The sequence below is a fragment of the Streptomyces sp. NPDC015532 genome (genome assembly GCF_043078065.1).
GTDB lineage: Bacteria > Actinomycetota > Actinomycetes > Streptomycetales > Streptomycetaceae > Streptomyces.
This window is the reverse complement of sequence record NZ_JBIBSY010000001.1, coordinates 1,041,751-1,066,187: the sequence shown is the minus strand read 5'-3', so window position 1 is coordinate 1,066,187 and position 24,437 is coordinate 1,041,751. Positions and strand designations below refer to the sequence as shown.

The 24,437-nt window shown below is 72.3% G+C and carries 22 protein-coding genes and 1 pseudogene; 7 read left to right on the top strand and 16 right to left on the bottom strand.

The window, feature by feature from the left end; all coding sequences use genetic code 11:
• Window positions 1–113 precede the first annotated feature (113 nt).
• The 3 genes and pseudogenes from ACF07B_RS04495 to ACF07B_RS04485 form a co-directional block, all read right to left on the bottom strand.
• Window positions 114–761 (bottom strand): response regulator, encoded by a 648-nt coding sequence (locus ACF07B_RS04495; protein ID WP_392177962.1) that lies wholly within the window; start codon window positions 759–761, stop codon window positions 114–116.
• A 73-nt stretch (window positions 762–834) separates the two neighbouring features.
• Window positions 835–2,058, bottom strand: a complete 1,224-nt coding sequence (macS, locus tag ACF07B_RS04490) for a MacS family sensor histidine kinase (RefSeq protein WP_392177699.1) — start codon at window positions 2,056–2,058, stop codon at window positions 835–837.
• Window positions 2,059–2,292: 234 nt separating this feature from the next.
• Window positions 2,293–3,078: pseudogene (locus tag ACF07B_RS04485) on the bottom strand (lysophospholipid acyltransferase family protein); the annotation flags it as partial.
• 160 nt (window positions 3,079–3,238) lie between these two features.
• Here ACF07B_RS04485 and ACF07B_RS04480 point away from each other — a divergent pair.
• Both ACF07B_RS04480 and ACF07B_RS04475 read left to right on the top strand, forming a co-directional pair.
• Window positions 3,239–4,048 (top strand): alpha/beta hydrolase, encoded by an 810-nt coding sequence (locus ACF07B_RS04480; RefSeq protein ID WP_392177698.1) that lies wholly within the window; start codon window positions 3,239–3,241, stop codon window positions 4,046–4,048.
• 169 nt (window positions 4,049–4,217) lie between these two features.
• Window positions 4,218–4,835, top strand: coding sequence for a hypothetical protein (locus ACF07B_RS04475; protein ID WP_392177961.1), 618 nt, complete (start codon window positions 4,218–4,220; stop codon window positions 4,833–4,835).
• A gap of 69 nt (window positions 4,836–4,904) precedes the next feature.
• On the opposite strand, the gene ACF07B_RS04470 is transcribed toward ACF07B_RS04475, so the two are convergent.
• The 6 genes from ACF07B_RS04470 to ACF07B_RS04445 form a co-directional block, all read right to left on the bottom strand.
• A complete protein-coding gene (locus ACF07B_RS04470) occupies window positions 4,905–5,669 on the bottom strand; it encodes an endonuclease/exonuclease/phosphatase family protein (RefSeq protein ID WP_369483853.1) in 765 nt (254 codons plus the stop codon).
• Window positions 5,670–5,885: 216 nt separating this feature from the next.
• Complete coding sequence (locus ACF07B_RS04465; protein ID WP_037623263.1) at window positions 5,886–6,839, bottom strand: ROK family glucokinase; 954 nt, start codon at window positions 6,837–6,839, stop codon at window positions 5,886–5,888.
• Window positions 6,840–6,893: 54 nt separating this feature from the next.
• On the bottom strand, window positions 6,894–7,379 hold the full coding sequence (locus ACF07B_RS04460) for a DUF5304 domain-containing protein (RefSeq protein WP_369483852.1): 486 nt from the start codon (window positions 7,377–7,379) through the stop codon (window positions 6,894–6,896).
• 110 nt (window positions 7,380–7,489) lie between these two features.
• The gene (locus ACF07B_RS04455) at window positions 7,490–8,659 is read right to left on the bottom strand and encodes an ArsA-related P-loop ATPase (protein ID WP_362402015.1); all 1,170 of its coding nucleotides are present in this window, start codon (window positions 8,657–8,659) and stop codon (window positions 7,490–7,492) included.
• Window positions 8,660–9,042: 383 nt separating this feature from the next.
• A complete protein-coding gene (locus ACF07B_RS04450) occupies window positions 9,043–9,483 on the bottom strand; it encodes an SRPBCC family protein (RefSeq protein WP_362402018.1) in 441 nt (146 codons plus the stop codon).
• Window positions 9,484–9,606: 123 nt separating this feature from the next.
• The gene (locus tag ACF07B_RS04445; RefSeq protein WP_392177960.1) at window positions 9,607–10,362 is read right to left on the bottom strand and encodes a metallophosphoesterase; all 756 of its coding nucleotides are present in this window, start codon (window positions 10,360–10,362) and stop codon (window positions 9,607–9,609) included.
• Window positions 10,363–10,700: 338 nt separating this feature from the next.
• Here ACF07B_RS04445 and ACF07B_RS04440 point away from each other — a divergent pair, with 338 nt between their 5' ends.
• Complete coding sequence (locus tag ACF07B_RS04440; protein ID WP_392177697.1) at window positions 10,701–12,497, top strand: AMP-dependent synthetase/ligase; 1,797 nt, start codon at window positions 10,701–10,703, stop codon at window positions 12,495–12,497.
• Window positions 12,498–12,976: 479 nt separating this feature from the next.
• Here the strand turns inward: ACF07B_RS04440 and ACF07B_RS04435 are convergent, their stop codons facing one another.
• Window positions 12,977–14,119, bottom strand: coding sequence for a glycosyltransferase family 4 protein (locus tag ACF07B_RS04435; RefSeq protein WP_392177696.1), 1,143 nt, complete (start codon window positions 14,117–14,119; stop codon window positions 12,977–12,979).
• 143 nt (window positions 14,120–14,262) lie between these two features.
• Here ACF07B_RS04435 and ACF07B_RS04430 point away from each other — a divergent pair, with 143 nt between their 5' ends.
• Window positions 14,263–15,504, top strand: coding sequence for a glycosyltransferase 87 family protein (locus ACF07B_RS04430; RefSeq protein ID WP_392177695.1), 1,242 nt, complete (start codon window positions 14,263–14,265; stop codon window positions 15,502–15,504).
• Here ACF07B_RS04430 and ACF07B_RS04425 read toward each other — a convergent pair.
• A complete protein-coding gene (locus tag ACF07B_RS04425) occupies window positions 15,465–16,784 on the bottom strand; it encodes an MATE family efflux transporter (protein ID WP_392177694.1) in 1,320 nt (439 codons plus the stop codon). The genes ACF07B_RS04430 and ACF07B_RS04425 overlap by 40 nt on opposite strands.
• A 135-nt stretch (window positions 16,785–16,919) precedes the next feature.
• Between ACF07B_RS04425 and ACF07B_RS04420 the strand changes: the two genes are divergently transcribed.
• On the top strand, window positions 16,920–17,444 hold the full coding sequence (locus tag ACF07B_RS04420; RefSeq protein ID WP_384235795.1) for a PadR family transcriptional regulator: 525 nt from the start codon (window positions 16,920–16,922) through the stop codon (window positions 17,442–17,444).
• 13 nt (window positions 17,445–17,457) lie between these two features.
• On the opposite strand, the gene ACF07B_RS04415 is transcribed toward ACF07B_RS04420, so the two are convergent.
• From ACF07B_RS04415 to ACF07B_RS04395, 5 genes are all read right to left on the bottom strand, one after another.
• Window positions 17,458–18,654, bottom strand: coding sequence for a hypothetical protein (locus ACF07B_RS04415; protein ID WP_369486631.1), 1,197 nt, complete (start codon window positions 18,652–18,654; stop codon window positions 17,458–17,460).
• A 76-nt stretch (window positions 18,655–18,730) separates the two neighbouring features.
• Window positions 18,731–19,753 (bottom strand): NlpC/P60 family protein, encoded by a 1,023-nt coding sequence (locus ACF07B_RS04410; protein ID WP_392177693.1) that lies wholly within the window; start codon window positions 19,751–19,753, stop codon window positions 18,731–18,733.
• A 239-nt stretch (window positions 19,754–19,992) separates the two neighbouring features.
• Complete coding sequence (locus tag ACF07B_RS04405) at window positions 19,993–21,027, bottom strand: NlpC/P60 family protein (protein WP_392177692.1); 1,035 nt, start codon at window positions 21,025–21,027, stop codon at window positions 19,993–19,995.
• A 543-nt stretch (window positions 21,028–21,570) separates the two neighbouring features.
• Complete coding sequence (locus ACF07B_RS04400; RefSeq protein WP_369484453.1) at window positions 21,571–22,920, bottom strand: NYN domain-containing protein; 1,350 nt, start codon at window positions 22,918–22,920, stop codon at window positions 21,571–21,573.
• Between the two features lie 35 nt (window positions 22,921–22,955).
• Window positions 22,956–23,195, bottom strand: a complete 240-nt coding sequence (locus ACF07B_RS04395; protein ID WP_261706939.1) for a hypothetical protein — start codon at window positions 23,193–23,195, stop codon at window positions 22,956–22,958.
• Window positions 23,196–23,347: 152 nt separating this feature from the next.
• On the opposite strand from ACF07B_RS04395, the gene ACF07B_RS04390 reads away from it, so the two are divergent.
• Together ACF07B_RS04390 and ACF07B_RS04385 are read left to right on the top strand one after the other, a co-directional pair.
• Window positions 23,348–24,103 (top strand): rhomboid family intramembrane serine protease, encoded by a 756-nt coding sequence (locus ACF07B_RS04390; protein WP_392177691.1) that lies wholly within the window; start codon window positions 23,348–23,350, stop codon window positions 24,101–24,103.
• A 42-nt stretch (window positions 24,104–24,145) separates the two neighbouring features.
• A complete protein-coding gene (locus tag ACF07B_RS04385) occupies window positions 24,146–24,427 on the top strand; it encodes an Lrp/AsnC family transcriptional regulator (RefSeq protein ID WP_037624013.1) in 282 nt (93 codons plus the stop codon).
• The last annotated feature ends 10 nt before the right edge of the window (window positions 24,428–24,437 follow it).

Sequence of the window (24,437 nt, the reverse complement as noted above, 5' to 3'; positions counted from 1 at the left end):
CGGACTCACGCTAATAGTGATCCAGGTCACTTCGGCATGGTGCGGAAGGGCTGTTCCGATGAATTGTCGGCCAGTTGATCAATAGATCACCCGAAAGACGGCATCTGTGGCGGTCACGCCTCGTCCAGCCCGCGCTCAATGGCGTAGCGGACCAGCTCGACCCGGTTGTGCAACTGGAGCTTGCCCAGGGTGTTCTGCACATGGTTCTGGACCGTGCGGTGGGAGATGACCAGCCGCTCGGCGATCTGCTTGTAGCTCAGGCCCTTGGCGACCAGGCGCAGCACCTCGGTCTCACGGTCGGTCAGCTGCGGGGCCCGCGGTTCGTCGGCGCCCGTGGCCGTGACGGGTTCCGAGGCCAGCCGGCGGTACTCGCCGAGGACCAGTCCCGCGAGGCCAGGGGTGAACACCGGGTCTCCGGCGGCCGTCCGGCGCACCGCCTCGGTCAGCTCCTCCGCGGACGCCGACTTCAGGAGGTAGCCGGTCGCGCCGGACTTCACCGCCTCCAGCACGTCGGCGTGCTCGCCGCTGGCCGACAGGACCAGGACGCGCGGGGAGGGATCGGCGCCGACCAGCTCCTTGCAGACCTGGACGCCGGGCTTGGCGGGCAGGTTCAGATCGAGGACGAGCACGTCGGGTGCCACCGCCAGGGCGCGGCGCACGGCCTGTTCGCCGTCGCCGGCGGTCGCGACCACGTCGAACCCGGCGGCCGCCAGGTCACGGGCCACGGCGTCGCGCCACATGGGGTGGTCGTCCACCACCATGACCCTGATGCGGTTCTCCTCCGCCCGCGGCTGCGCCGCAGTCCCGCCCGTCATCGTCCTACCGTCGCCTTCGTCATCGTGTCTTCGCCTTCCCCCGCGCTTCCTTCGGTACCTTCAGCTCGACCTCGGTGCCCTGTCCCGGGACGGAGATCAGCTCCGCCTTCCCGCCCAGCTCGCGCAGCCTGCCGCGGATCGACAGCGCCACTCCGAGCCGCCCCTCGCCCTCGGCCTGGGCCAGGCGCCCCTCCGGGATGCCCGGGCCCTCGTCGCGCACCGTCACGATCACGACGTCCGGTTCGTCCTCGACCAGGATCCAGGCGCGGGCGTCCTCGCCCACGTGCCGACGGACATTGTCCAGGGCGGCGCCCACGGCCGCGGCCACCTCCCGCGCGGCGGGCGGGCCGAGCGGCACCGGCGCGCCGGGCTCGGAGAGCGTCACGCGCGCGGTGGCGTACGGGGCGAGCAGGGCGCGCAGGTCGAGCGGAGCCTCGGGGTCCGTGTCGTCGGGTTCGTCGACGGCGCGGACCAGCGCGCCGAGCGCGGCGTCCTCCGACACCCGGGAGACGGGCACCATGCCGCCCGACACCAGCGTGCGCAGCGCGGCCTCCTGCTCGCCGGCCATCCGGCCGAGCTCCGCGGCCTCGCCGCCGAGCGCGCTGCCGCGCCGCTGCACCATGGCGAGGACCTGGAGCACACCGTCGTGGATGTCCCGGGCGAGGCGCTCGCGTTCGCGGGTGGCCGCCTCGATCTCCAGGGCGCGGGCGAGGGTGCGCTCGGAGGCGCGGGCCACCTCGACGACGTAGCCGATGGCGATGGAGGCGACCCAGACGAGGATCACGTTGTGCACGGTGTCCCGGGCCGGGGCACCTCGCTCGACGAGGTTGGCCACGGCGACGAGCGTGGAGGCGAACGCCGCCCACCGCCAGCCGCCCTTGATCGCGAAGGCCAGGACGGCGCCCGCCGTCCATATCGACGGCAGGGTCGGGCCGCCCGCGTCGATGCGCGCGGCGGAGTCGGCGACACGGGTGAGCAGGATGCCGGCCAGCGCGACGGTGAGATCGGCGACGAGGAACCGCTTGGTGCAGTTGGCCGCGCCGGCGACTCTGGGCAGCGTGGCCAGCGTCCAAACGAGCAGGAAGGCGAAGAACGCGACGGCCACCCACGGGCGGGCGAACTTGTCGTACGCGGTCGCGAAGAGCCCGATCGCGTACAGCACGGTCAGCACCCGGTAGCCGGTCAGCGCACGCCACAGCGGCTGCTCGACCGACATCCTCATGACTCTCTCGCGCCTGGCCATGTCCCCCACCCCCGACTGCCGACGTCCCTACGGACGCTCCTGGGAGCCGGACCGTTGCCTGTCGGCCGGTTCGGCTTCCCCCTCGCCCCCCGCACCGGCCGACGGACCGGCCGGTTCCCCGCCTTGTTCCCCGGCCCGATCCTCGGCCTGTGCCCCGGGCTGTGCCTCGGCCTGCTTCTCGGGCTGCGCCTCGGCCTGTGCTTCGGCCTGCTTCACGGTCTGCGCTTCCGCCTGCGCGCCGACCTGCGCCTCGTCTTCCGCCTGCTTCTCGGCCAGTTCCCTGGCCGCCTGCTTCTCGGCCTGGGCCAGTGCCGCCCGGGCCGCCTTCTCGGCGTCCTTCTCGGCCTTCGCCGCGTCCGCGATCTGCCGCTTGGCGGCCGTCGCGTACATGTCGACGTACTCCTGGCCCGACAGCTTCATGATTTCGTACATGACCTCGTCGGTCACCGCGCGGAGCACGAACCGGTCGTGCTCCATGCCGCTGTAGCGGCTGAAGTCCAGCGGCTTGCCGATGCGGATGCCCGGACGCATCAGCTTGGGCATGAGCTTGCCCGGAGGCTGGATCTTCTCGGTGTCGATCATCGCCACCGGGATGACGGGCGCGCCGGTGGCGAGGGCCACCCGCGCGAGACCGCCGGGCTTGCCGCGGTAGAGGCGGCCGTCGGGCGAACGCGTGCCCTCCGGGTAGATGCCGAACAGCTCACCGCGCTCGATGACGTCTATGCCGCTCTTGATGGCCGCCTCGCCCGCGCCGCGCCCGCCCGAGCGGTCCACCGGGAGCTGGCCGACACCCTTGAAGAAGGCGGCCGTCATCCGCCCCTTGATGCCCGGGGTCGTGAAGTACTCGGCCTTCGCGATGAAGGTCACCTTGCGTTCGAGGACCGCCGGCAGGAAGAACGAGTCCGAGAACGACAGATGATTGCTCGCCAGAATGGCCGGGCCCTCGGCGGGGATGTTCTCGAGGCCTTCCACCCAGGGTCTGAAGGCGAGCTTCAGCGGCCCTCCGATGGAAAACTTCATAGCGCCGTAGATCACCCGCGTGCCTCCTGTGTCGTGGATCAGACCTTAACCCGGAGCACCGTCAAAGGACCCGACGACCCTGGTCGGTGTCAGTACGGTCGCGTACGGTGAAGCACACCCGGAGTCGTTTTCCGCCCCAACTCATGAACAGGAGACCGAGGTGCCGGTCCTTCCTGGAGCCGAGCCGTTCCGCCACGAAGGCGGAGAGGTCGGCGTCCTTCTCTGCCACGGTTTCACCGGGTCCCCGCAGTCGCTGCGCCCCTGGGCGGAGTACCTCGCGGACCGCGGTCTGACCGTCGCGCTGCCCCTGCTTCCGGGACACGGCACCCGCTGGGAGGACATGCAGGTCACCGGCTGGCAGGACTGGTACGCGGAGGTCGACCGCGAACTGCGCGCGCTGCGCGAGCGGTGCTCGCGGGTCTTCGTCTTCGGTCTGTCGATGGGCGGCGCGCTGGCCCTGCGGCTCGCGGCACGGCACGGCGACGACATCGACGGCATCGTGGTCGTCAACCCGCTGAACAAGGTGCACGGTGCCGCCGCCCGTCTCCTGCCGGTCCTGCGGCACCTGGTTCCCTCGACGAAGGGCATCGCGAGCGACATCGCGAAGGAGGGTTCCGAGGAGATCGGCTACGGCCGGGTGCCGCTGCACGCCGCGCATTCGATGCGCCTGCTGTGCGGGGTCGTGGACGCTGAGCTGCCCCAGGTCACCCAGCCGCTCCTGCTGCTGCACAGCCTCCAGGACCATGTGGTCTCCCCCGCCGACTCGGCCCGCGTCCTCGGCCGGGTGTCCTCCACGGACGTGACGGAGATCGTGCTGGAACAGAGCTACCACGTCGCGACGTTGGACCACGACGCGGACCGGATCTTCGAGGAGAGCCACTCCTTCGTCACCCGGCTCGCGCCCGGTGCCGGCAAGGAGGCCGACGCCGGTCGGGTGGGCTCACAGGAAGGGACGGCAGCCGGTGGCTGAGCACGACGCGGACCGCGGCGATCCGGAGGAGAAGGGCGTACCCGTCGGAGAGCCGCTCGACGGGGCTCGCGGCGAGGGCCTCGGTGACGCGCTCACCGAGTCCGCCGGGGACCGGCCCGAGGAGTCGCCCGGTGACGCCCGCGGGGAGTCCTCCGGCGACGAGCAGAGCGTGCCCTTCGACGAGGAAGCCGCCTGGAAGTCGATCGTCGCGGGATACGGCGAGGAGCCGCCGGACCCGCCCGGCTCACGGCCGTTCCGGTCGATCGAGGACCTGGCGCTCCCCGAGCCCGGGCCCGACACCGACTCCGGGACCGGTGGCGGCAACGCCGCAGGCACCGGGGACGGCCGGGGCGACGACACCCCGGCTCCGGGAGCCGGGGCCGAGCCGGAGGCCGCCGCCGGCGACCTGCCCTCCCCCAGCGACCTGCCCTCCGTCGTCAAGCCGCTCGGCAGCTCGGTCGCCTTCGCGCCCGGTGTCGGCGGCCCGCGGGACCACCGCGCGCCCGAAGCGTCCGAGGACGACTTCGACGAGGACGACGAGGGTCACTTCGTCCCGCCCGAGCCGCCTCCGCTGCCCGCCGCGGACGTGACCGCCAAGTTCGCCTGGCTCGGCGTGCTCGGCGGCCCCGCCCTGCTGCTGCTGGCCGTCCTGTTCGGCTGGGACATGACCTGGTGGCTCACCACCCTCGGCATCGGCGGTTTCCTCGGGGGCTTCGCGACCCTGGTGACGCGCATGAAGGACGACGACGAGGACCACGACGACCCGGGGCGCGGCGCGGTCGTCTGAGCACGGCTCCGCCCGGGTGCGGCGGGAGGTTCCGGTCCGTCCCCAGGACGAGGGCGGTCCGGGCCGCCCTCAGGACGCGGGCACTCTGAGGGCGGCCAGTACGGGCAGATGGTCCGTGGCCGCCCTCAGGTCGTCCTCGCTCACGCCGGGCAGGCCGAGCGGGACCCCGCAGCCGAGGACCTCGATGCCGGGCGTGGCGAAGACGGCGTCGATGCGCCGGTCGGGGCCCGCGAACGTCCAGGTGTGCTCCCCGCCCCAGGGACGGGTCGCCCAGCCGTCCTGGAGCGCGCCCGCCAGACGGCGGAACGCCGGTCCCGCCGGGCGTTCGTTGAGGTCGCCGCCCGCGACGGCGTGCGGGGTGCCGAGGCCGGCGAGACGGTCGAGGAGCAGGCCGCTCTGGTCGTAGCGCTCGTCCCTCTGGAGCGACAGATGGCAGCTCAGCACGCCGAGCCGGGCTCCGCCGAACCGTACGACCGCCGTGGCGAAGCCCCGCCGGTGCAGGCCCGGGGTGAGCGGGAGCAGGACGTCCTCGGTGCGCTCCACGGTGGCCCGCAGGGTGCACAGCAGCGCGGGGCCGGAGGCGGTGGCGCCTCCGGACAGGGTGACGAGTCCGGAGGCGGCGGCGAGACGCGCGAGCTTCTTGCGCCAGCGGAAGAAGCGGGGCGCCTCCTGGACCAGCACGAGGTCGGGTGCGCAGGCGCTGATCACCCGGGCGAGCGCGGTGGTGTCGTCGCGCATCGAGCGGATGTTGTAGCTGAGCACGCGGATGACGGCCGAACCGTCGGATTCGGTGCGGGACGCGGGCAGCGGACTGGCGGAGGAGCTGGTCGGCATGGCGATCAAGATACGCGCCGGGAGCCCGCCGGAAGGGCCGAAGAACCACATGGCTCGCCCGCGGGGGGCGCCGAGCCGGTGCAGCGGTGCTCCTGACCCGCCGCGGAACCCCTCGATCGGGTGAGACGGGCGCCGGGACGGACGATCCGGCGGACACGGCGGCGCCCGCCGTCCTGTGCGGGTGCGGCGGGCGCTGCCGTGCGGGAGGTGCGGGACCTACATGATCGGGTCGGGCTCCCGGGCCAGGTCCGCCGCTCCGACGAGACCCGCCTTGTTGCCCAGCTGGGCGGCGATCACATCGGCGACCGGGCGCCAGTTGCCGCCGACCAGCCAGCGCTTGTACGACTTACGGATCGGGTCGAGAACCAGCTCACCCTCGTCCGAGAGGCCGCCTCCGACGATGAAGGCGGACGGGTCGAAGAGCGAGGCGAGGTCGGCCAGACCCGCGCCGGCCCAGCGGGCCAGCTCACGGTAGGAGTCGACCGCGACGTGGTCGCCCTGCCGGGCGGCCATGGAGATGTGCTTGCCCTCGATGCCGTCGGGGGTGCCGTCACCGAGGCCCAGGAGGACCTCCGCCGCCTCCGGGGTCGCGTTGGCGCGCTGCTTGGCGTAGCGGACGAGGGCGCGCCCGGAGGCGTACTGCTCCCAGCAGCCCTGCGAGCCGCAGCCGCACAGCAGTCCGTCCGGCACCATCCGGATGTGGCCGAACTCGGCGGCCACGCCGAAGTGGCCGCGGCGCAGCTTGTTGCCGATGATGATGCCGCCGCCGAGGCCCGTGCCCAGGGTGATGCAGATGACGTTGCGGTGGCCCTTGCCCGCCCCGAACTTGTACTCGCCCCAGGCCGCCGCGTTGGCGTCGTTCTCCACGACGACCGGGAGGCCCACACGCCGCTCGACCTCTGCCTTGAGCGGTTCGTTGCGCCAGTCGATGTTCGGCGCGAAGTAGACCGTCGAGCGCTGGCGGTTCACATATCCGGCGGCACCGATGCCGACACCCACGATGTCGTGACCGGCGCGCGCGCCCTCCACGGCCGAGGCGATGGCGTCCACGATGGCCTGCGGCGTGGTGGGGGTCGGCACCTTGTGCGTCGAGAGGATATTGCCTTCCTCGTCGACCACACCGGCCGCGATCTTCGTGCCGCCGATATCGACGCCGATGGTGAGTCCCATGAATCCCTCAGTTTCGGTCGAGCCCCGCTACGGCCAACCGTACCCGAGGGGCGATTAGTCCAGGTCGATGTGTTCGCCCGGACCGGACTCGTCGTCGCGCGAATCCGTGCCCCGAGCGGTCCAGCGGCGCTCCTGGTTCTCGACGGCCGAGCGGTAGGCGGCGAGCAGTTCCGAGCCCGCGGCCGCCAGGTGGTCGAAGACCTCGGGGTTGCGCTCCAGCACCGGTTCCACGGCGGCCTTGGCCTGCTGCACGACCTGGCTGACCATCTGCTGGGCGGTGCCGGAGGCGACCGCGCCGAACAGCGGCGACTGGAGCCCGGAGAGCTTGTCGGCGACGGCGTCGACGAGTTTGCGCAGTTCCTCGGCGGCCGAGCCGGGCGGCGGGCCGTGCTGGGCGCGACGGCGGGCCTGCTCGGCGGCGAGGTCCTCCGCGCAGGCCTTCGCCCAGGCGTCGGCGTCCGTGGCGTGCGCGTCCTCGACGCGCACCTCGTCGGCCGTCTCCTCCTGAGCGGCGTCGGACGGGGGGCGCTCTTCGCTCATGGCGGGACTCCTGCCTACGTTTTCCTTGCTCTCGACGTTACCCGAACGGGGGTACCTCGTTCACCGTGCCGGGCACCCCGGATCGGGCACGGCCGATTCTCGGCGGTACGTCACTTCTCGCGTGGCCACAGCCCGGGATCCGGCGTGAAACGGACGCGCAGCTCGCCCTCGCGCAGCGCGGCTCCGGCCACCGTGCAGCGGCGCAGCGCCGACGGGAGCGGGACGATCCTGCGGAACTGGCCGACGGTGACGACGAGTTCGTCGCCGCGCCGGATGAGGTCGAGTTCGTCGCGTATCGCGCCGGGCAGCGGGATGTGCCACACGAGAACGCCGTCGTCGGCGAGCCGGTCGGTGACGGGCCACTCGACAGGGGTGGGCGCGGTGTTGACGCCGGGCACGGGAAGCGCGGCGAGGTCGTCGGTGCCGCGCGGGTCGTGGCCGCGGTGCGGGACCTCGTGGACCGTGTACGTCTCCCGCCACTCGTCCAGGGCCTTGCGCTGCTGGGCCGCGAGGGCTCCCAGCCAGGCGTCGTTGGTGGCACCGGGCAGCACCCGGTTGGCGACGAGTCCGTCGACGGGCAGTCCGCGCAGGGCGAGCGCGGTGGCGGTGGTGCGGACGGCGTCGGCGCCGGCGGGTCCCGGCTCGGCGACCAGTCGTACGGTCGTGGCGCGGTCCTCGACCACGCCCTGCACGGCGGCCAGCTCGATGTCCCAGCGCCCCGCGGTCTCGTACAGCCACTCGGCGGGCATGGGCACGCCCGCGAGCCGTCCGAGGACCGGGCGCAGGGCCCGGGCCGCCTGGCGCTCCGGCGGGAGCAGGCGGCGCAGGTAGCGGCGGAGCTCCTCGGGCAGGGCGAGGAGGGAGAGGGCCTGGGGGGCCGGGGGCAGGTCCACGACGAGCAGGCCGTACGCCTCCGACAGCGCGGCGTCGCGCAGGGCGCGCAGCAGGGCGAGTTCCTCGGCGCCGGGGAGCGGGGTGACTTCCTCCGCGTCCAGGCGTGAGGCGCCGAGGAGGTCGAGGGCGGTGGTGGCGCGCCGCTGGAAGGCGGTGAGGTCGTCGCGGAAGCGGGCGGCGGCGTCGGGGCGCCAGGCTGTGAGGCCGGGGGCGGCTTCCACGGGGTCGGGGCCGGTGGGGACGCCGAGGACGGCGCCGAGGGTGTCGGTGCGGTCGGCGGTGAGCACCAGGGTGCGGGTGCCTTGCCTCGCCGCCTTCAGCGCGGTGGCCGCGGCGACGGTGGTACGGCCTGTGCCGCCTTGGCCGGTGATCAGGATGGTGCGCATGGGGGTGAACGCTACCGGTGTGGTGGCCTCGGCGGTTTCCGGGTCCGGCAGGTGGGTGGGTCGGGGCCGTGCCGGTGCATCAGCCCGTCGCCGTTGGATGAGGCGTGGCCGTCGGTGGCGACGGGCATCGATGTACCGGCACGGCCCCTCCGGCGCGCTCCCGGCCGCGGGTGCGCGATCCAGACGGTCACAGCCCCGGCCGGGAGAATCCAGCCCCTCCGGCGTTTGAGGAGCGGGGTCCGGGGTGGAGCCCCAGGGGTGGAGCCCCAGGGGTGGGAGGGGCAGGGGTGGGACGGGCAGGGGTGGGGCGGAGGGGGCGAAGGAAGGTCGCGGGGGGCGAGGGTGCGGCCCGGGCGGGACGTGAAGGCGTGTCCCCAGGGGGACTAGACCGTTTCCTCGACGCGCTTCTTCAGGCCGGCCAGAGCGCGGTCGATGATGACCTTCTCGGCCTTGCGCTTGATCATGCCGAGCATCGGGATCTTGACGTCGACGGTCAGCCGGTAGGTGACCTCGGTGGCGCCCTTGCCCGCGGCCTTGAGGATGTACGAGCCGTCGAGCGAGCGGAGCATCTGGGACTTCACCAGGGTCCAGGAGACCTCGTTCTCCCCGGTCCAGGTGTAACCGAGGGTCTGGTCGTCCTTGATGGCGCCGGCGTCCATGACGAGCCGGACCTGTTCGGCGCGGCCGAGCTCGTCCGACTTGAGGACCTCCGCCTCCTTCACCTCACCCGTCCAGTCCGGGTACCGGGCGAAGTCGGCGATCACCGCCATGACGTCAGCCGGTACCGCCTCGATCGTGATGCTCGAACTGGTGTGTTCCGCCATCGCGGTGGCTCCTCCAGATGCGGTCCGGTGAGGGAGGTCGGTGCGCACGTGTGTGCAGCGTGAAGGCTACCGCGCACGACCGCGGGCGCCTCACCCCGCCCGGCCCTCGGAACCGTCGCGGCGTCACCACTCCAGCACCCAGGGGCGGCCCGACCCCGCGAAGTGCCCCACATTGACGCATTCCGTCGCCCCCACACGCATCCGGCGGACGAGGGGCTGGTGGACGTGGCCGAACAGCGCGTAGCGGGGGCGCGTGCGCCGGATCGCGTCCAGCAGCGCGCGGGAGCCGCGCTCGAAGCGGCGCGCCACGGTGTCGTACACGAGTTCCGGCACCTCCGGCGGAATGTGCGTGCACAGCACGTCGACCTCGCCGACCGCCTCGATCTTGGCCGCGTACTCCTCGTCGCTGATCTCGTACGGCGTCCGCATCGGTGTCCGCAGTCCCCCTCCGACGAAACCGAAGACGCGGCCGCCGATCTCGACCCGCTCGCCGTCGAGGACGGTGGTGCCCGGACCGGCGTACTCCGACCACAGGGTCGGCATATCGACATTGCCGTAGGTCGCGTACGTCGGTTCCGGGAACGCGGCGAACATCTCGGCGTACTGCTTGCGCACCGCCTTCTCGATCGCCGCGGCCCGGTCGGTGCCGATGCCGGCCCACAGCCGGGCACCGAACGCGCGCGCCTCCTCGAAGCGGCGGGCGGTGCGCAGCTCGACGATGCGGTCGGCGTTCTCCACGCCGAAGAGGTCCGGGAAGATGCCACGCGCGTGGTCGGCGTAGTCGAGGAAGAGGACCAGGTCACCGAGGCAGATCAGAGCGTCGGCGCCCTCGCCGGCCCGTGCCAGGTCGCGGGCGTTGCCGTGCACGTCACTGACCACGTGAATACGCGTCCTGGGACGGACGACCGGTGTGGATGCCATGACGATCAAGCGTAGGCCGGTGCGGCAAACGTGAACAGGGGCGGCCGGACCTGCGATTACTGGCATGCGCGGAAGGGCGTGGACTACTGTGCGCGCAGGAACGCCACCACGTGTGACGCATGGAACATCTCGCGGGGACCCCCTGTCGAAGACCCCATACCGGCGGGTAACGTCCGGGCAGTCCAGTCGTACTCGGGATTTCAACAAATGATCTCTTGAGTACTTGCCCGAGCCTTGGACCGCACCGTCGCATCACACAGAGTCGTGGCGTCGGCGCCCTATGAGGAGCAGCAGTCTTGCGCGAGTTCAGCCTTCCGGCTTTGTACGAGGTCCCTGCGGACGGAAATCTCACCGACATCGTCCGCAGAAACGCCGCGCAGCATCCCGACGTAGCCGTGATCGCCCGCAAGGTGGGCGGCACCTGGACGGACGTCAGCGCCACCACCTTCCTCGCCGAGGTGCTGACCGCGGCCAAGGGTCTGATCGCCTCGGGCGTGCGGCCCGGTGACCGGGTCGGCCTGATGTCCCGTACCCGCTACGAGTGGACGCTGCTCGACTTCGCGATCTGGAGCGCCGGCGCCATCACCGTGCCGGTGTACGAGACCAGCTCCGCCGAGCAGGTGCAGTGGATCCTCGGCGACTCCGGTGCCACCGCCTGCATCGTGGAACTGCCCGCGCACGCGGCCACCGTCGAGTCCGTACGGGACCGGCTGCCCGCCCTCGAACACGTCTGGCAGATCGAGGCCGGCGGCGTCGAGGAGCTGGGGCGCCTGGGCGCGGACGTCAGTGACGCCACCGTCGAGGAGCGCAGCTCGTCCGCCAAGGCGGACGACCCGGCGACCATCGTCTACACCTCCGGGACCACGGGCCGCCCCAAGGGCTGTGTCCTGACCCACCGCGCCTTCTTCGCGGAGTGCGGCAACATCGTGGAGCGGCTGCGCCCGCTGTTCCGCACCGGCGAGTGCTCGGTCCTGCTGTTCCTCCCGCTCGCGCACGTCTTCGGGCGGCTCGTGCAGGTCGCGCCGATGATGGCGCCGATCAAGCTGGGCTGCGTCCCGGACATCAAGAACCTCACCGACGAGCTCGCCTCGTTCCGGCCGACGCTGATCCTCGGTGTGCCGCGCGTCTTCGAGAAGGTCTACAACTCGGCGCGCGCCAAGGCCCAGGCGGACGGCAAGGGCAAGATCTTCGACAAGGCCGCGGACACGGCGATCGCGTACAGCCGCGCGCTGGACACCCCCTCGGGGCCGTCCCTCGGTCTGAAGATCAAGTACAAGACGTTCGACAAGCTCGTCTACAGCAAACTGCGCGCGGTGCTCGGCGGTCGCGGCGAGTACGCGATCTCGGGCGGTGCCCCGCTGGGCGAGCGGCTCGGCCACTTCTTCCGCGGTATCGGCTTCACGGTCCTGGAGGGCTACGGCCTCACCGAGTCGTGTGCGGCCACGGCCTTCAACCCTTGGGACCGTACGAAGATCGGCACGGTCGGCCAGCCGCTGCCCGGCTCCGTGATCCGTATCGCCGACGACGGCGAGGTGCTGCTGCACGGCGAGCACCTGTTCCAGGGGTACTGGAACAACGAGGCCGCCACGGCCGAGGCTCTCGCCGACGGCTGGTTCCACACCGGTGACATCGGCACCCTCGATGAGGACGGCTACCTCCGCATCACCGGCCGCAAGAAGGAGATCATCGTCACGGCGGGCGGCAAGAACGTCGCTCCGGCCGTGATAGAGGACCGTATCCGTGCCCACGCGCTGGTCGCGGAGTGCATGGTCGTCGGTGACGGGCGGCCCTTCGTCGGCGCGCTGGTCACGGTCGACGAGGAGTTCCTGGCCCGCTGGGCCACGGAGCACGGGAAGCCGGCCGGCTCCACCGCCGTCTCGCTGCGCGAGGACGCGGACCTGGTCGCCGCCATCCAGGACGCGATCGACGACGGCAACGCCGCGGTGTCCAAGGCCGAGTCGGTCCGCAAGTTCCGTATCCTCGCCCACCAGTTCACCGAGGAGTCGGGGCACCTGACGCCGTCCTTGAAGCTGAAGCGGAACGTGGTGGCGAAGGACTACGCGAACGAGATCGAGGCACTTTATCGGGGCTGATGCCCCAGCGACCGGGTACTGCCCCGGCCGGGAACCACGGCTCGGCCCCCTCCACTGGAGGGGGCCGAGCCGTTTTCCGTGCCGGTGCAGGTGTTCCGGGGGCCGCCGGGAGCCGCCGAGGGCCGCCGTAGGCGGTGCGGGTCGTTCCCGGGCGGGACGTGCGTCGTGGTTGCTCGCGCAGTTCCTCGCGCCCCTGAGCGCCCTGGCGGGCGCCTGCCAGGGCGCTCAGGGGCGCGGGGAACTGCGCGCCCGGGCGAAGACGGCCCGCGGGCGCCGGCGGCCGGCAAGCGGCAGCCCCGCGGGCGAAGCCGGAGGTGCCGGCCGCAGGCGCGGGAACCCGGCGGCGCTGCGGGCGAAGCCGGAGGGGCGAGCCGCAGACGCCGGCGGGCGGCAACTGGCGGCCGTGGGCGGAGCCGGAGGGGCGGACCGCGGGCGCCGGCGGGGCGGCGAGTGGGGCCCCGTGGGTGCACCTGGTACGGCTAGAGCAGCTCTCGCAGGCGTTCCGCGAGGAGGTCCCAGCGCCAGTTCTCCTCGACCCAGGCCCGGCCGCGTTCGCCCATGCGGCGGCGGAGTTCGGGGTCGCCGAGCAGGGTGACGACGCGGTCGGCCGTCTCCTCGGCGGAGCCGCCGCGGACGACCCAGCCCGTCTCGCCGTCGAGCACGGCGTCGGGCGCGCCCCCCGAGTCGCCGGCCACCACCGGAAGGCCCGTCGCCGACGCCTCCAGGTAGACGATGCCGAGCCCCTCGACGTCGAGTCCGCCCCTGCGCGTCCGGCACGGCATCGCGAACACGTCCCCGGCCCCGTAGTGGGCGGGCAGTTCCGACCAGGGCACCGCCCCGGTGAACCGGACCGAGCCCGCGACCCCGGTCTCGTGCGCGAGCCTGCGCAGCTCCTTCTCGTACGGGCCGCCCCCGACGATCAGCAGCACCGCGTCCGGCTCCTTGGCCAGGATCCGCGGCATCGCGAGGATGAGGGTGTCCTGGCCCTTGCGCGGGACCAGACGGGAGACGCAGACGACGACCGGCCGGTCGGTGAGGCCGAGGCGGGCCCGGACCTCGTCGCCGCCCGAGCCGGGGTGGAAGGTCCGCTCGTCGACTCCGGGCGGCAGCCGCACCATGCGCGCGGCCGCCTCGGGGGTCAGCGCGGAGGCGATCCGCGAGCGGGTGTACTCCCCGAGGTAGGTGATCGTGTCGGTGGACTCGCCGATCCGGCGCAGCAGCGTGCGGGCGGCCGGGAGCTGGGCCCAGCCGGCCTCGTGGCCGTGCGTGGTCGCCACGAGGCGGGTCGCGCCCGCTCGGCGCAGGGCCGGCGCCATCAGGCCGAGCGGTGCCGCCGCCCCGAACCACACCGACGTACAGCCGTGTTCACGCAGCAGGCCGACCGCCCGCCGGGTGGCGCCCGGCGTCGGAAGCAGCATGGTCGTACGGTCCCGTACGACGGTGAAGGGCTGCTCGGCGTCGAACGCGGCGGTCGCCTCGGCGCCCTCGTGGCCGCGCTTCCAGGTCGAGGCGTAGACGACGATCCGCCCGGGGTCCAGGCGCAGCGCCATGTTGTGCAGGAAGGCCTGGATGCCACCGGGGCGGGGCGGGAAATCGTTCGTCACGATCAGGGTCTTGTGCATCGTGTTCGACACTATCGAATCTATACTCACAGCTCCGCACGGCCGCGCTTGACGGCTCGTACACAGACCGGCACGTCACCCTGGGGCCGCGAACAGCGCGGCGGCGGGACATACGGACTCCGGACGATGAGAGCCAGGTGGGCATGACGGCGGCACGGAGGACGAGGTTCCCGCTCGGTGTGGCCGTTCTGCTGGGAACCTGGGGTCTGACCAGGCTGGCGCTGCTGCTCTTCGTGGCCAAGGTGTACGTCTTCCCCGGTCCGGATGTCACCAGCGACGTCTCCGTGATCTACCACGGCTGGTACGACGTCCTGCGGCACGGCAGTTTCCCGCTGCACGACGTCACCTGGCAGTATCCGCCGGCCGCCTCCCTCGCGATCCTCTCCCCCGGCCTGCTGCCCTTCCTCGACTACCCGCACGCCTTCTTCGTGCTGGCCTTCGTCGCCGACCTGGTGGCCTTCGGACTGCTCCTGTACGCGGGCGCGCGCCCCGGCAGGACGCTGCGCGGGGCCTGGGTGTGGATGATCGGGGTCCCGCTGCTCGGTCCGACCGTGTACGCGCGCTACGACGTGATGGTGACGGCCGTGGCGGTGGCCGCGCTGCTCGCCGGTGCCCGCCACCCCCGCGTGATGGGGTTCCTCACGGGCTTCGGCGCGATGGTGAAGGTGTGGCCCGTCCTGCTGCTGCTCGGCGCCGTGCGACGGCGGTCCTGGGCCTGGGCGGCGGGGACGGCGACCGGGATCGCGGCGGTGTTCTTCGCGACGATGCCGGGCGCGTTCGCCTTCCTGACCTTCCAGCGCGACCGCGGCACCGAGGTGGAGTCGCTCGGCTCCCTCGTCTTCCACGTGGCCAGGCACCACGGCTGGAACGGGCGGGTGCTGCTCAACTACGGCTCGGTGGAGTTCGTCGGCCCCTACGTCGACATGGTGAGCACGGCGGCCCTGTTCCTGACCGGGGCCGCGTTCGGCTGGCTGCTGCTGTGGCGGCTGTGCGCCAAGCGGTTCCTGTCGCACACGCTCGCCGACGCGGCGTTCGTCGCGGTCCTGATGTTCACCGCCACCAGCCGGGTCATCAGCCCGCAGTACCTGGTGTGGCTGGTCGGGATCGCCGCGGTCTGCCTGTGCTTTCGCGCGAGCCGGATGCCGGTGCCCGCCTGCCTGGTGCTGGTCGCGTGCTTCGTGACGGTGCTGGAGTTCCCGACCTGGTTCGCGGACGTCGTCGACAGCACGGACCTCGGCATCACCCTCCTGGTCCTGCGCAACGGCCTGCTGGTGACCGCCGCGGTCCTGGCCGCCCGGGAGCTGTGGCGCGGAACGGTCTCCCGGCCGGCGCCCGGCCTCCCCGCTCAGGCCACCCGCACCAAGGAGACGCTGGCGTCCTCCTGACGCGCGCTCCGCCGGGCCCACAGCCACAGGGCCGAGCACTGCACCGTCATGGACAGCGCGAGGGCCAGGCAGACGCCCCGCAGCCCCAGTCCGGACAGGGCGAGGGCGAGGGGCAGCTGGACCGCCGTGCCGGTCAGCGTCACCCGCAGCAGCACCGGCGCTCCCCCGCTGCCCTCGAAGACCCCGCCGAGGGCGATGAAACAGGCCATGAGCAGCAGGTAGGGGCCGACGCAGCGCAGGAACAGCACGCCGTCGTGGGCGACCTCGGGGCCCGCGCCGAAGGCCCGCATGATCCAGGGAGCCAGGGCTGCGAGCAGTCCCGCGGCGAGCAGGCCGACGGTCCCCGAGACGAGGACGGCCTGCCGTCCGATGGCGGCGCGCTCGTCACGGCCCGCGCCCCGGCTGTGCGCGGTGTGGATCGAGGCGGCCTGGCGGACCGAGTAGAACGCCATGGTGGCGACGTACATGACCTTGTAGGCGATCGCGTAGGCGGCCACCGCCGTCGTCCCGAGCCGGGCCACGATCGCGACCAGGACCAGGGCGCCGCCCTGGCGCACGGTGAAGTCGGCGGACATGGGCAGCCCGGTGGTGAGGCACCGGCGCAGGGCCGCGCCGGTGCCCTCGGCGGGCGTCGCACGGGCCGCCTTCGACAGCAGGGGGTCGCGGCGCAGGGCGCGCAGGCCCGCGACGAGGGCCACCGAGCGGCACAGCACGGTCGAGAGGGCGGCGCCCCGGACGCCGTACGCGTGGACGAGGAACGGGTCGAGGCCGAGGATCAGGCCGTTGGCCAGCAGGGCGAGGCGCATCGGGGTGCGGGTGTCACCGGCGCCCTTGAGGATGCCGTCGACGAGGTTCTGCGCGAAGAAGACGGCGATGCCGGGCAGGGAGATCGCGAAGAACTCGACGGCGAGGGTCAGCGCGCGTCCGTCGCCGCCGAGGACCAGCCGGGCCAGTGGCTCGCGCAGCAGGAAGCCGCCCAGGGCGATCACGGGTGTGACGGCGGCGCACAGCGCCCAGCCACCGCGGACGGCGGCCCGGACCGCTCCCGGGTCGCCGGCGCCCCGGGCGTGCGCGACCAGGACGGTGGTGCCGGAGGCGAAGACCAGGGCGACGCCGAGCAGCACGTTCTCGGTGTTCGTCGCGACGGCGACGGCGGCCACGGCGTCACCGCCGAGCCGGGAGACCCAGACGGTGTTGATGATTCCGGCGGCGACGGAGGCGAGCAGCGAGAGGTAGACGGGGTGGGCGAGCGCTATGAGCTGCCGGCGATGGGCGTTCACAAGTGACTCCCTCTTATCGAGCTACCTCGTTTCGAGGTAGCTCGATAAGAGGTACCATGGCCGGGTGAACCCTTCAACCACCCGGACGCGCCGGCCCAGCGGGGCGTCGGCGTCCACGAAGGAAGGGCCGGCCTGATGCTGGAGCTGTCGATCCTGGGCTTCCTGTACGAGGAGCCACTGCACGGCTATGAGCTGAAGGAGCGCATCAAGGCCCTCAGCGGCCACGTCCGGCCGGTCAGTGACGGCGCCCTCTATCCGGCGATCACCCGCCTGGTCGGCGGGGGCCTGCTCGACCAGCACACCGAGCCCGGCAGCGGCGCGGCCCCGCGGCGCATCCTGTCGCTCACCGACCAGGGGCGCGCGGATCTCCTGGAGCGGCTGCGGCACCCCAAGCAGGCCGAGATCACCGACCAGGTCCGCTTCAACACCCTGCTGGCCTTCCTGCGCCACCTGGGCGACCCCCGCGAGCAGGCCGCGGTGCTGCGCCGCCGCCAGGAGTTCCTCCAGGCCCCGACGAGCTTCTTCTACGAGGGCGGCCGGCCGGTGCGCGCGGAGGAGGCCGAGGACCTGTTCCGGCAGGGCATGCTGCGGGTGGCGCGGGCGACCGGCGAGGCGGAGCGGACCTGGCTCGCGGAGGCCATTCACCGGCTGGAGGGGTGAACGGCTCCACGCGTCAGCCGAGTTGACCCCTGAGGTACTGCCGCCACAGCTCGGCGAACCGCTCCGGCGTCGTGTGCAGCACGTCCCGCAGCGCGTTCTCGACCGCCCCCTCGCGCTTCCCGTGGTCGCCCACCGCGCGGTAGAAGTCGTTCAGCCGGACCTCGCCCCAGTGGTCCGCGATCAGCCGGCAGGCCATCCAGCCGCCCTCGTACGCCCGCGCCAGCCCGCCCGCGTCCCCGGTGAACCCGAAGTCCTCGTCGTCGGGCAGCGCCGCCGGGACGCGCCCCTCGGCCACCGCGCGCTGGAGTTCCGGCGCGACCTGCCCGGGTGCCCGCCCGCTGCCGCGGTAGCCGGCCCAGTCCGCGTAGCCCTCGGACAGCCACAGCGGGGTGGCGGCCGTGGTGTGGGCGCGGGTGGCCACGTGCGTGGCCTCGTGGGTGAGCACGACCTGCTTGCCGAGGCCGCCGAGAACGCCGTACGCGTCCGGGTTGACGATGATCCGGTCCGCGGGCGCCTTCGCCGAAGGTCCCGCCTCCCCGGTGGTGACCGCGGCGATCCCCCGGTACCCGGACGCCGGAGCCCCGAGCAGCCCCGCCATCCCCTCCAGCGACTTCGGTACGAGGACCACGACGTGCCGCGACCAGTCCGCGCCCCAGGCGTCCGACACGGCCGGCACGGCACGGTCCGCGAGAGACGCGAAGGCCCGCAGCCGCTCGCCGGACTGCCCGACCCCCAGGACGAGGCTGTGCTCACCCCGTACGGCCGTCACGGCCCCCTCGTCCCACAACTGGTCGCCGCCCTTGCCGGCCGGTCTGTCGGAGGTGACGCGCCAGGTTCCGCCGGCGCGGGTCAGCGCGAGGGCGCGGTCCACCTTGACCGGTGCGGTGTCGTAGCCCGCGATGCGGTAGCGCAGTTCGGCGCGGGCGGTGGCACTGTCGCCGGAGCGGCTCAGCCCGGCCAGCCGGTAGGACCAGCCCGCCAGGGGTACCTCACGCAGGTTCGCCAGACCGGTTCCGGCGCCGGCCGCCGCTCCGGTGGCCCGGAACGCCGCGTCATCCCGGTCCAGGACCGCGGCCGCCCGCCGGTCGAGGACCCGCCGCACGTCGGCCGTCGCGGTGTCCGGCGCCGCCCGGCCGCCGCAGCCGACGAGCCCGGCGAGCAGCAGCACCACGGAGAGCCCCGCTCGCGACGCGCACCTTCGACCAGCCATTCTCCCGATCGTACGGTGCCCGCGCGCGCCCGCCGGAACGCCCGCCCCGCCCGTCTCCCGCCCCCTCCGCGCCCCGTCAGACCCGGGTGACGGACGAGATCGGCATCATCCCGACCGGGTCGTAGCGCACCGGGGCGCCCGGATAGGGCGCGTGGATCACCTGGCCGTTGCCCACGTACATCCCGACATGGCCGGCGTCCGACCGGTAGGTGACCAGGTCACCGGGCCGCGCCTGGGAGAGCGGGATCTGCCGTCCGGCGAACCGCTGGGCCTGCGAGGTACGCGGCAGGCCGACCCCGGCGTGCGCGTAGGACCACTGCATGAGGCCCGAACAGTCGAAGCCGCCGGGTCCGTTGGCGCCCCACACGTAGGGGCGGCCGAGCGCCGAGCGGGCCGCGGCGACGGCGACGGCAGCGCGGGACGAGGCGGCGACCGAGCCGCCGAGGCCGGGCACGTCGGCACGGGCCGAGCGCGACGCCCGGTCGTAGGCGGCGCGGTCGGCGTACGGCAGCGAGTTGAGCAGTTGCCGGGCCTTGGCCAGTTTGCCCTCGATGACCCGCTTGTTCCGGGCGACGGCCGTGCGGCTGCGCTCCAGTTCGGCGAGCTTGCCGTCGGCCTCCTCGTGTTCCTGAGCGAGGTCGCGCAAGGCGATCTGGAGCTCCCTGAGTTCGCCGGCCTGGCGGGTGCTCATCCGGTCGAGCGCGGAGGCCTTGTCGAGGTAGTCGTCCGGGTCGGCGGCGAAGAGCAGCGCGAGGGAGGGGTCGAGGCCGCCCGAGCGGTACTGCGCCCCGGCGAGCGAACCCAGCGCGTCCCGCATGGTGTTGACACGGTCCTGCTGCCGGGCGATCTCGTCCTGCGCCGTGCCGATCTGCTCACGCAGCGCGTCGCCGCGCTCGTCGGCCTTGTTGTACGCCTCGGTGGCCTTCTCCGCCTGGGCGTAGAGACGGTCCACCTCGGCCCGGGTGTCACCCCGCGGCGCCGCCGAGGCGGGCAGGGTGCCGAGCGCGGCGGCCGCCGCGGACATCACGCAGGCGGCGACACCGAAGGCGCCGGCGCCCCGGTCGAGGCCGGTCGGTGCAAGGCGGCGATGGAACCCCACGAGTGGCCGCACTCCCTTCCGCTGACGGTCCCCTCCGCCGGGGGAACGCGGCAGACAGTAACCGTGCGACCACGCGGCGGCCAAAGGGCTCGGCGGGCACACACAGTGACGCCCCGCCGGAGACGCAGGTCACCGACGGGGCGTGGGGTCAGCGCGAGTTGTCGCAATTCGCCCGTTTGGGCGGCGCGACAGGAGGGCGCTCCGGGCGGCGGGAGTCACATCCCGTCCGCCCGTCCGGATCAGATCCGGACGCCGAACTGGAAGGGCATGTTGCCGATCGCCTCGTAGCGGACGACGGCGCCGGTGTGCGGGGCGTGCAGCACCTGGCCGTTGCCCGCGTAGAGGCCGACGTGGTGCTGGTCGCCGTAGAAGATGACCAGGTCGCCGACCTGGAGGGCACTCTGCGAGTAGATGCGGGTGCCCGCGTTGGCCTGGGCCTCCGAGGTGCGGGGTATGGTCACGCCGGCCTGGGCGTACGCCCAGGAGGTGAGGCCCGAGCAGTCGAACGAGCTGGGGCCGGAGGCGCCGTAGACGTACGGCGAGCCGATGACGCTCTTGGCGGCGGCGAACGCGGCGCCGGCACGGCCCGAGGCGGCCGGGGTGTCGCCGAGGTCGACCCGCTCGCTGGCGCGGGTGGCCCGCTCCTGCTCCTGGGAGGCCAGTGCCGCCTTCTCCTGCGCCGTCAGCGAGTTCAGGAGCTTCTGCGCGGAGCCCAGCTTGCCCTGGACTTCCTTCTTCTTCTTGGCGAGCTCGGTCCGGGTGTCGGCGAGGTCCTTGAGCTTCGCGGACGCCTCGGCACGCTGCTGGGCGAGCGAACGCTGCTTCTCCTGGACCTTCTTGAGCGACTCGACCTGCTGGGCGCTCAGCTGGTCCATGGCCGAGGCCTTGTCCAGGAAGTCGTCCGGGTCGGAGGAGAGGAAGAGCGCCACGGAGGGGTCGATACCACCGGTGCGGTACTGGGCGCTGGCCATCGAACCAAGGCCCTCGCGCAGCTCGTTGAGCTCTTCCTGGCCACGGGCGACGTTGTCCTGGAGAGCGCTGATCTGCTTCTGCAGCTTCTGCTGCTTCTCCTTGGCGCCGTCGAGCTTCTCCGTGGCCTGCTCAGCCTCTTCGTAGAGCTTGTCGACCTTGGTCTTGACCTCGTCCTTGTTGGGCTTCTCGGACGGCGCCGCGTTGGCGGCATTCGCGCTGAGGGCAACGGCGGCAGCGGCGGCGGTGGTGAGCACGGTCACACGGGTGCGGCTCGGCTGCTTGGGTCGACGGTGGGACGCCACGAAGGCGAGCTCCTTCTTCCTCCAGCCGCCTGCCGAAAACGCCGACGGGCGGTGCCCCTCCACCGTCACTCCTCATGAGTGATCACCCTAGTTGGAGGTTCAGGCCATGACCCTAGTGACCTCCTTGTGATCAGTTCAAATCCAAACCTGAAAATTCTTTGTCACGGAGTGCATTCTTTGCCATCAACTCACCAGCAGTGATGTCCGCTTGACACTACGTCGCGTCAACACCAGTCGAATTCGGGCATCAGGCCCAGACGTTACGCATGGTGCGTACGCGGCTCATACGACTTAGGGCACGGATCGCCGCGCGGGCGAAACCCGTGCCGCGGGGAGCGGAACGAGACTCCGGAGCAGAGGAGAAGAGCGCACGGAAGGTGACGAACAGGAGGAAGCGCACGAAGAGATCCATGCCGGAGGAACGACCTGAAACGGGCGCACGGGGAACGCGAGCGAACCGCAAGGGAGTCGCACGGGGGCCGCGAGGGAGTCGCACGGGGATCGCGAGGTACGACGTGGGACAGGAACGCCCGCGGGAGTCGTTCAGCCGCGAGAGAAGCGCTTGAGGAGCACCACGGACGCCACCGGCCGCGCGCCCGCCTTGGCGATCCCGTCGGCGACCTCGCGGTCCGTCGAGGCGACGATGACCGGCCGGCCGGGCGGCTCGGCCCGTACGAGCTGACGGATCAGCTCGTCGGCCGTGACACCGGGCTTGGAGAACAGCACCCGCACCCCGCGCGGAGGCGCGAGCAGCACCGGCGCGGCCAGTTCGGCCCCGTCGAAGACACAGGTGACCTCGGCGCCGGTCTGCGCGGCCAGTTGCGAGAGCTGTCCGAGCAGCCGCAGCCGCTGCTTCTCCAGCGGCATCTGGGGATAGCCGGTCTTGGTGACGTTGTAGCCGTCGACGACCAGGTGCGCCTGCGGCAGCGCGAGCAACTGGTCCAGGATCGCGGGGTCGTTCTCGGACAGCGCGCGGGCGGCGATGTCCTTCGGGGTCATCCGTCCCGGCTCGACCGCCTCGACCGTCTCCGCGGGCCGCACCGAGAGGGGAGGCAACGCCAGTTCCCTGCGCAGCCCCTGGGCCGCCTCCAGCACGGTGTCCAGCAGCAGCCGCACCCGCATGTCCTCGACGCTGCGCCCCTCGCGGGCCGCCTTGCGGGTGGCCTCCAGGGCCGCCTCGGCCTCCGCGAGACGCGCCTTGAGCCGCCGCGTCTCGCTCTCGGCCGCGGACACCTGTGTCTGGCTCTCCGCCCTCGCCCCGTCCGTCTCGGCCTGGAGCTTGCGCAGGGCCGCCTCACCGCGCTTGACGTCGCTGAGGGCCCCGCGCAGCTTGCGGTGAAGCGATTCCGCTTCCTTGCGGGCCGCGTCCAGTTCCGCGCGCAGCCGTTCGGTCTCGGCACGCGTCTGCCCGCGGGCCTCGGCGAGTTCCGCGCGCAGCCGGTCCAGCTCGGCGCGGCTCTCCTCACCGGCGCGCTCGGCGTCCGCCCGCAGGGCCTCCTCGCCCGCGGCGGTCACCAGCTTCACCCAGCCCGCAGGACGCACGACATAGGCCGCGGCCGCCACGTCCAGCGGATCCGCGGCCGGGGGCGGCGCGCCCGAGTCGAGAGCGCCGACGACGTCCGGCTGGGTCTCTCTGAGCTTCTCGGCGATGCGCTGTCTGAACAGCGGGTCCGTCTCCAGCGCCGAGGCCATCGCGTTGCCGGCGAACTTGGCACGGCGGCTCGGTGTGAACCGGGCGTACTGCCTCAGCTGCGCGGGCAGTTCGGACACCGTCAGCCCGCCGAAGCCGTCCGAGACGATCTGGACGACGCGTCGGCGCACGCCGTCGGGCAGCGGACGGTCGAGCACCTCGGCGGTGCCGTCGTCCGGCTCCCCACCTGTGGTCTCCACCATCCGTTCACCCCAATATCCGTGCGGGGCCCGCTCCCTCAGGAGCCGGCGCCCGGCCTGTCCACCAGTTCGACCTGATCCACCGCGTTGCACCAACGGCACCGCACCGACTCGATGGTCTCACTGACCACCTCGCGCTCCTCGACCTTGGGCTCACCGGCCAGGTCCAGGTGCACATACTCGACGACCTTCGACGAGCGGGTCACGTCGAAACGCGTGAGATTGCCGCAGAGGGCACAGCGCCAGCGGGTCTTGGCGTCGGGCAGGGGAACTGTCATAGGGCAGCCGCTTTCCTTCTCGTGTCCGTCCGGCGCCGGTTTCCCGGTGCTATGGCTCGTAACCCTACGGCCTGGCGGGTACTCGACGCTCGGCCGTCCACGGCGGCGAGGCGGTCTGTGCGCATCGGTGCGGTTACGTCATGCTCTGCACCATGATCGGCAATTGGAGTGCGACGGTCGGCAGGGCGCTGCGGGGGCGGTCGACGCCGGTGACGTACGGACTGATCGTCCTGTGCTGTCTGATCTTCGTGATCGGTCCCGCCTCGGGCCTGGATCCCGCGTACGGCACCGGGGACGAGCTGCTGGTCGCGCAGCGTGCCTATTTCCGCCGCTGGGGCGTGGTGCCGGCCGCTCTGTTCGACGGGTCTCCCGGCGAGGTGCTCACCCCCGCGACCGCCCTGTTCATCCACGGAAGCTGGCTCCATCTCCTGGGCAACATGCTCTTCTTCTACGTCTTCGGGCTCATGGCCGAGGAACGCATGGGCCATCTGGAGTTCGCCCTCTTCTACCTGGGCTGCGGGTATCTGGCCCTGCTCGGCTACGCCGCCGCCAACGCGACCTCGCAGCAGTCCCTGGTCGGGGCCTCCGGGGCGATCTCCGCGGTGCTCGGCGCGTTCCTGTACCTGTTCCCCAGGGCCCGGGTGACCAGTCTCTTCCCGTTCCTGTTCTTCCTGCCGCTGCGGTTCCCCGCCTGGGTGGTGCTGCCGTTCTGGTTCACCCTCCAGTGGCTGGCGGCGGGCCGCAGCCCCTCGGGCCCCGGGGTCGCCTACCTGGCGCACCTGGTGGGCTTCTCCCTCGGTTTCCTCTACGCGTGGGCGCGGTTCCGGCGCCGTGCGGAGCCGGTGCCCGTCCGGGGGGTGCTGCCGGGGCCCCCGGTGGAGCGGCCGGGCCAGGTGGACCGCGAGTAGGGTGAGATCCCCAGCAGCGGCCCCCTAGGGAGAGAACCAGCCGTGATCACCGCGATCGTCCTCATCAAGACCAGCGTGGACCGGATCCCCGAGATCGCCGAGTCGATCGCGTCCCTGGAGAGCGTCAGCGAGGTCTTCTCCGTCACGGGTACCTACGACCTGATCGCCATGGTCCGGGTCCAGGCCCACGACGACCTGGCGGACGTCATCCCCGGCAAGATCAGCAAGATCCCGGGCGTCGAGGCGACGGACACGCACGTGGCGTTCCGTACGTACTCCCAGCACGACCTGGAGGCGGCGTTCGCGATCGGTCTCGACTCCTGACCGACGCGCC